The following is a 6,716-nucleotide window of genomic DNA, read 5'->3' on the forward strand; positions in this document are numbered from 1 at the left end:
CGTGCGCGCCCGGCAGAATGACGGCACCCCGACGACGGGGACCGAGCGGGAGGCAGACATGACCGAGGCCGTGACCCCCCGGGACGAGGTCTCGGCCCACTGGTGGGACCACCGTCCGGTGTTCTCCGTCACCGACCGGGCATCGCGGCTCACGGGGCTCGCCCCCGGCCGGGCACCCGGGCGGGTGACGGCCCGGCTGCTGGCGCCGGCGCTGCTGACCGGCCTCGTCTGGGCGGCCGAGGCGCTCGTGGCCTCCTGGCTGCTGTGCCGTGCGACGGCCGGCTCCTGCACGGCGGGCCAGAGCGGCGGCTGGCTGGTGGCGGGCGTGCTCGTGCTCGGTTACCTGGCCGTGCTCGGCACGGTCGGCCTCGCCGAGCACGCGCGCGAGACGTTCGGGCAGCGTCGCGCCGCGTCCCTGTGGTCGTGGGCGCCGCTGCTGGCGGGGGTCGCCCTCGGTGCCGGTGGCGGCGCGGTGGCCCGGGTCGCCACGGCGGACGACCCGGCCGCGCGGGTCCGGGAGACGTTGGACGGTGCGCCGGGCACGGAGGGCGTGCTGATACCGGCCGTCGTGGCCGTGCTGGCCGCCGGATGGGGGCTGACGATCGCGGCCCGGCTCCCGGGCGCGCTGCGCCACGCCCGCGGGCGCCAGGAGACCATCGAACGGCTGCGCCGCGACAGCCTGCGGTACACGGGCCGGCTCCGGCTGGGCGAGGTCCGCCTCTGGCTGCACAACGACCCCGAGCTCGACGTGACCGTCGTCTACGACACGCCCGCCGGGCGCCGCGAGGTCACGGCACGGATGCGCACCTCGGCGGACCGCGTGCCGGTGGACGGCAGCGCCGTCGTCGTGCTCGACGACCTCCGGGGCGCGCTGCACGTCGAGCTCGACCCCGACGCCGACCCGGTGTTCGCCCCGGAGCAGCGGTACACGCCGTCGGAGTGAGTCAGCGCGGACCGGCGGCCGAACCGTCGTCCGGCCCGGTCGTGCGGAACCCGTTGACCTTGTGCGTCCCGTCGCACCACGGCGCGATGGCCGTGCCACCGCAGCGGCACAGGGCCACCGTCGCGCGGCGGCGCGGCACGGGCTCGCCGTCGGGTCCCAGGATGGTGGCGGGACCCCGCACCAGCAGCGGGCCGTCGGGGCACGCCGTGACGGTGACGTCGGTCGCGCGGAGGGGGCCCGCGCCGACGGCGGGGTCGGCCGCATCAGCAGGGTCGCCGGTGGGCCGGGTGGTCTCGGTCATGGTCCCGCTCCCGTCGTCGCTCGCGTCGTCCCGCTAGGCCGCGTCCTGCCCCCAACCTAGGAGGACGGGTGCCGCTCGCAACCCGGCACCTGCCTGCGGCGGGGCCGGGACGCGCTTGCGACCGGCGCGGTTCGTGCGCACGATGAGTACGGCGTCGAGCAGGGGCGCGAGCCCCGCGCACGACCAGGAGCCGCAGATGACCGCCACACCGGTACGGGACAGCGCCACCACGACCGACGCCGGTCCGGGACCCCGGCCCGCGGACCGCATGCCGACGCCGCGCCCCCGCGGCCCGGTGAGCGCCGCCCTCCTCGCAGTCCTCACCGCCGGGCCGCCCAGGACCGGGTGCGGCACGGCGTCGGGCCCGACGTCGGGCACGGCGTCGGGCACGGAGGCAACCCGGCCGGCAGCCCTGCGCCGCGCCGTCGCCGACGCCCTCGCGCCGGAGCCCGACGTGCTGGGCGACGCGGACCTGCAGCTCGCGCTCACGGTCCTGTACGAGCTGCACCACCGCGGCGTGGACGGCGTCGACGACGCCTGGGAGTGGGAGCCGGAGCTCCTCGCCGTCCGGCAGTCGCTGGAGGCACCGTTCGAGGCGGCCCTGCGCACGCGTGCGGCGCACCCGCCGTGCGCCGAGACCGACGCCGCCGGTGTGGCCCGGTGGCTGTTCGACCTCACGGCCTCGGACGGCGGCCCCCGGCTGGCGCGCTACGTCGCCCGGCGCGCCGACGCCGCGCAGGCCCGGGAGCTGCTGGTGCTCAGGTCCCTCTACCAGCTGCGGGAGGCCGACCCGCACACGTGGGCCGTCCCGCGTCTCGCCGGTGCGCCCAAGGCGGCGCTGGTGGAGATCCAGGCCGACGAGTACGGCGGCGGCCGCCCTGGCCGCATGCACGCCGAGCTCTTCGCACGGACGATGCGGGGCGCCGGCCTGGACGACGCCTACGGCCGGTACGTCGACGTCGTGCCCACCGAGGTGCTGGTGGCGCTCAACACGATGTCCCTGTTCGGGCTGCACCGGCGGCTGCGGGGCGCGATCGTCGGCCATCTCGCGGCGTTCGAGATGACGTCGTCGATCCCGAGCCGGCTCTACGCCGACGGCTTCCGGCGCCTGGGCCACGACCCGGGCACCACCGAGTACTTCGACGAGCACGTGGAGGCCGACGCCGTGCACGAGCAGATCGCCGGCCGTGACCTCGCGGGCCGGCTCGCCGAGCAGGAACCCGCGCTGCGCGACGACGTGCTGTTCGGGGCCGCGGCCTGCCTGGCGGTGGAGGGTGACGTCGCCGCGCACGCGCTGCGCCGCTGGCGGCAGGGTGACTCCGCGCTGCTGGCCCCGCTCGACGATCCTGCCGACGCGCGTGCCTGAGCACCTGCCTGACCGGCTCGCCGATGCGGTGTACGTGCTGCCGCTGCGCCGTCCCGGCGTCGACCCCGGTGAGCTGGCCGAGCTGGCGGCGTACCTGCGCGGCGTCGCGCGGCGTGTGCCCGTGGTGGTGGCGGACGGGTCGCCGGCCGGGGTGCGGGACCGGCACGCCGCCGCGTGGGGGGCGGGGGTGCGCACCGTCGTCGTGCCCACGGTGCCGCACCGGACCAACGGCAAGGTGGTCGGGGTGCGCGCCGGCCTGGCCGCGACCACCGAGGCGCTCGTCGTGGTGGCGGACGACGACGTAAGGTACGACGACGCCGCGCTCGACCGGGTGCTGGCGGCCCTGGGCGACGCGGACCTGGTCGTCCCGCAGAACGTGTTCGCCCCGCTCCCGTGGCACGCCCGGTGGGACACGGCGCGGTCGCTCGTCAACCGGGCGTTCGGGCACGACTACGCCGGGACGGTCGCGTTCCGGCGCACCGCGCTCGGCGCCGCCGGGTACGACCCGCACGTGCTGTTCGAGAACCTGGAGCTCGAACGGACGGTCCGGTCCCGGGGCGGCCGGGTCCTGGCCGCGCCCGGCCTCGTGGTGCGACGGCGCCCGCCCGACCTCCGCCGGTTCGCCGAGCAGCGGGTCCGGCAGGCGTACGACTCCCTGGCCCAGCCGCCCCGGCTGCTCGCCGAGCTGGCGCTGGCGCCTCTGCTCACGGCGGCCGCCACGCTCGCCGTGCGGGGCTCCGGGCACGGGCGGCAATCGGGCCGCGTGGTCCTGGTCGCCCTGCTGGCCGGCTCCGTGGCGGTCGCGGAAGCCGGTCGCCGGCGGGCCGGCGGCGTCGAGCACTTCCCGGCGACGGCGGCGCTCTGGGCCCCGGCGTGGGTGCTGGAGCGCGCCCTGTGCGCCTGGCTCGCCGCGGGATGGTGGCTGTGCGGCGGGGTGCCGTACGCGGGGACGCGGCTGCGGTGCGCGGCGCACACCCGGCACCGGCTCCGGCGTCAGCCGGTTCCCGGCCGGGCGCCCGGAGCATAGAACCAGCCGTGGAACGCCGCGCGGGCCGGCTGCGGGAGCAGCCAGCCGATGGCGACCATCGCCTTGGCCTGCAGGCCGGGCACCGCCTCCGCCCGGCCCGCCTGGAGCGCGTCGACCGCCCGGCGGGCCACCGTGCGGGCGCGGGCCTTCGGCGCCCGCCCGATGTGCGTGCGCTCCATCCGGGCCGACCGGAAGAACGGCGTGCGGGTCGCCGAGGGCAGCAGGGCGGTCACCGACACGCCGGTTCCGGCGAGCTCTCCGCGCAGCGACCACGCGAACGAGCGCAGGAACGCCTTCGACGCGGCGTACGTGCTGAACAGGGGTGCGGGCATGGTGGCCGCGATCGACGACGTGACCAGGATCCGTCCCGTCCCCGCCGCGACCAGCCGGGGCACCACGAGGTGCGCGAGGTGCACCACGGAGCGGACGTTCAGGTCGACGAGCCGCAGCTCGTCCTCCAGCGGGGTGTGCCGGAAGGGCCCGTGCACGCCGACGCCCGCGTTGAGCACGAAGGTGCGCACCCCGGTCTCCCGCGCCCGGGCGGCCGTCTGCTCCACGCCGTCCGGCCGGGCGAGGTCGACCTGGAGGCCCGTGACCCGGACGTCCGTGTGCTCGCTCAACCGCCGCACCGCCTCGTCCACCCCGCGCTCGGCCACCACCACCACGTCGTGGCCCCGCCGGACGAGCTCGCGGGCGATCTCGAACCCGATACCGCTCGACGCCCCGGTGACCAGGGCGGCGTCGGCGCCGTCCGGCACGGGCCGGGCTGGGGTGGGCTGGTGCTCGGTCATCGGGCGCTCCCGTGCTCGGGTCAGGGCTCCCTGCCTGCAGGTGGCCCCGGGGCGTCCCTCGACACTAGGCACGGCGGCGCCCACTCGCACACGACCCCGGCCCGCCGGTTGCCGGTGACCCGGACCTCGCTACCGTACAGAGCATGGTGACCGTCACGCGGGCCGCCCGCTGCGCCCCGGAGGCCGTGCTCGGGGTGCTGGCCGACGGCTGGGCGTACTCGAGCTGGGTGGTGGGCACGGCCCGCATCCGGGCCGTGGACCGCGCGTGGCCGGAGCCGGGCACCCGCATCCTGCACTCCGTGGGGCTGTGGCCGGCGCTGCTCGACGACGAGACGGTCGTGCGCGCGTGGGACCCGGAGCGCTCCATCGAGCTGCAGGCCCGGGGATGGCCCGCGGGCGAGGCGCGCGTGCTCATCGAGGTGGCGCCGGCCGGCGACGGGTGCCGGGTGCGCATCACGGAGGACGCCGACAAGGGGCCCGGGACGCTGCTGCCGCGACCGGTGCGCGCCGCCGCGATCGGCCCGCGGAACGTCGAGACCCTGCGCCGGCTGGCCCTGCTCGCCGAGCGACGGACACCGGGACAGCTCGCGCACTGACCGGCTCGGCGGCGCTGCCGCACGGCGGGCGGCGCCTCACCCGTCGCGCAGCAGCCGGCCCCACGCGCTGCGGGCGAGCGCCCGCGGGATCCTGCCCCACGGGTTCGCCGCGGCCAGCGCCACCCGCGCGGCGTTCCAGCCGCACGCCCCGTGCACGCCACCGCCCGGGTGGGCGGCCGCGCCGGCGAGGTACAACCGCTCGACCGGGGTCTCGGGCCGGCCGAGGCCCGGCGTCGGCCGGAGGAACAGCTGCTGGTGCACCGCCGACGTGCCGCCGTTGACCGCGCCTCCGGCGAGGTTGGCGTCGGCCGCCTGCAGGTCGGCCGGGCTCTGGACCGATCTGCCCACCACGGCGTCGCGGAACCCGGGCGCGACGCGGTCCAGGGCGTCCTCGACGCGCCGCGCCTGGCGGGCGACCGTCTCGTCGGTCCAGTCCACGCCGTGGGGCACGTGGGTGTAGGCCCACGCGGACTCGGTGCCGCGGGGCGAACGGGTCGGGTCGGACGTCGTCATCTGCCCCAGGACCAGGAACGGCCGCGCCGGGGCCTGCCCCTTCGACAGCGCCGCGGCCACGTCGACGAACCCCCGCCGGTCCACGCCCAGGTGCACCGTCCCGGCGCCCCGGGCCGCCTCGGCCGTCCAGGCCAGCGGCGCCTCCAGCGCCCAGTTGACCTTGAAGGTCGGGTGGTCCCACTGGAACCGGTCGAGGTCGCGCACCAGGCGCCCCGGCAGGTGCTCCAGCCCCACCAGGTCGCGGTAGAGGGCGGGCGCGCCGACGTCGGCCAGCACCGCCTGCCGGGCCCGGACCAGCTCACCGTGCGCGGTCCGGACGCCGACGGCGCGACCGCGCCCGATCAGCACCCGGTCGACACGCGTCCCGGTGACGATCTCTCCCCCGCCTGCCCGCACGCGTGCGGCCAGCGCCCCGGCCAGCGCCCCGGCGCCGCCGACCGGCACGGGGAAGCCGACGTCCTGGCCGAGCATGGCCAGCAGCCAGCCGAACACGCCGCTGCCGGCCGCGTCCGGCGGTACGTCGGCGTGCATCGCGTTGCCCGTGAGCAGGAGAGCGCCGCCCTCGCCCCGGAAGGTCTCGTCCGCGAGCCGGCGCACCGGCAGCACGGCGAGGCGGGCGAGGTCCAGCGCGCCGCCCGTACCGAGCCGGCGCAGCAGCCGCAGCACAGGTCCGACGGCGGGCAGCGGGCTGAACAGCGCGTCGAGCAGCGGGTCGCGCACGCGCTGCCAGCCGGCGAACACCCGCAGCCACGCGTCGCCGTCCCCCGGGGCGAACGTCTCCAGGCCCGCGGCGGTATCCTCGGGGTCGTCGTGCAGCACCGCGGCCCGGCCGTCGTCGAGCACGTGCGCGAGGACGGCCGGCGCACGCGACCAGGCGAGCCCGTGCTGCTCCAGGTGCAGGTCGCGGATCACCGGCGAGCCGGCCGCGAGCGGGTAGAACGCGCTGAACAGGTCGGTGCGGTACCCGGGCGCCGTCACCTCGGCGGTCCGGACCGCGCCGCCCACGGCGTCCTGCTCCTCCAGCACCAGGACCTCCCAGCCGGCGTCCACCAGGGCGTTGGCCGCGACCAGACCGTTGGGTCCGGCGCCCACGACGACGGCGTCCACGGTCCTCACCATGGCGCGGGTCCTGCGGTGCGGTCGGTGTCCACCTGCGCGCTCCCTCGTCGGCTGCGTCCG

The 6,716-nt window shown here is 77.7% G+C and carries 7 protein-coding genes; 4 read left to right on the plus strand and 3 right to left on the minus strand.

Going from position 1 to position 6,716, the window contains the following annotated elements; translation table 11 throughout:
- Window positions 1-58 precede the first annotated feature (58 nt).
- Complete coding sequence (locus ACIBBF_RS22320) at window positions 59-943, plus strand: hypothetical protein (RefSeq protein ID WP_397417738.1); 885 nt, start codon at window positions 59-61, stop codon at window positions 941-943.
- Window position 944: 1 nt separating this feature from the next.
- Here ACIBBF_RS22320 and ACIBBF_RS22325 read toward each other — a convergent pair whose 3' ends face one another.
- Window positions 945-1,244 carry a CDGSH iron-sulfur domain-containing protein gene (locus ACIBBF_RS22325; protein ID WP_397417740.1) on the minus strand — a complete coding sequence of 100 codons (300 nt, stop codon included), beginning with the start codon at window positions 1,242-1,244 and terminating at the stop codon, window positions 945-947.
- Between the two features lie 268 nt (window positions 1,245-1,512).
- On the opposite strand from ACIBBF_RS22325, the gene ACIBBF_RS22330 reads away from it, so the two are divergent.
- Both ACIBBF_RS22330 and ACIBBF_RS22335 read left to right on the plus strand, forming a co-directional pair.
- A complete protein-coding gene (locus ACIBBF_RS22330; RefSeq protein ID WP_397417865.1) occupies window positions 1,513-2,610 on the plus strand; it encodes an iron-containing redox enzyme family protein in 1,098 nt (365 codons plus the stop codon).
- Window positions 2,603-3,637, plus strand: coding sequence for a glycosyltransferase (locus tag ACIBBF_RS22335; RefSeq protein ID WP_397417742.1), 1,035 nt, complete (start codon window positions 2,603-2,605; stop codon window positions 3,635-3,637). The genes ACIBBF_RS22330 and ACIBBF_RS22335 overlap by 8 nt, the downstream gene beginning before the upstream one ends.
- On the opposite strand, the gene ACIBBF_RS22340 is transcribed toward ACIBBF_RS22335, so the two are convergent.
- Window positions 3,604-4,428 carry an SDR family NAD(P)-dependent oxidoreductase gene (locus tag ACIBBF_RS22340; RefSeq protein ID WP_397417744.1) on the minus strand — a complete coding sequence of 275 codons (825 nt, stop codon included), beginning with the start codon at window positions 4,426-4,428 and terminating at the stop codon, window positions 3,604-3,606. The two genes, ACIBBF_RS22335 and ACIBBF_RS22340, sit on opposite strands and share 34 nt — an antisense overlap.
- A 143-nt stretch (window positions 4,429-4,571) precedes the next feature.
- On the opposite strand from ACIBBF_RS22340, the gene ACIBBF_RS22345 reads away from it, so the two are divergent.
- Window positions 4,572-5,024, plus strand: a complete 453-nt coding sequence (locus ACIBBF_RS22345) for an SRPBCC family protein (protein ID WP_397417746.1) — start codon at window positions 4,572-4,574, stop codon at window positions 5,022-5,024.
- 36 nt (window positions 5,025-5,060) lie between these two features.
- Here the strand turns inward: ACIBBF_RS22345 and ACIBBF_RS22350 are convergent, their stop codons facing one another.
- Window positions 5,061-6,656: a phytoene desaturase family protein gene (locus ACIBBF_RS22350; RefSeq protein WP_397417748.1), complete on the minus strand. Its 1,596-nt coding sequence runs from the start codon at window positions 6,654-6,656 to the stop codon at window positions 5,061-5,063.
- Window positions 6,657-6,716 lie beyond the last annotated feature (60 nt).

The sequence above is a fragment of the Promicromonospora sp. NPDC050880 genome, from assembly GCF_044456525.1.
GTDB lineage: Bacteria > Actinomycetota > Actinomycetes > Actinomycetales > Cellulomonadaceae > Promicromonospora.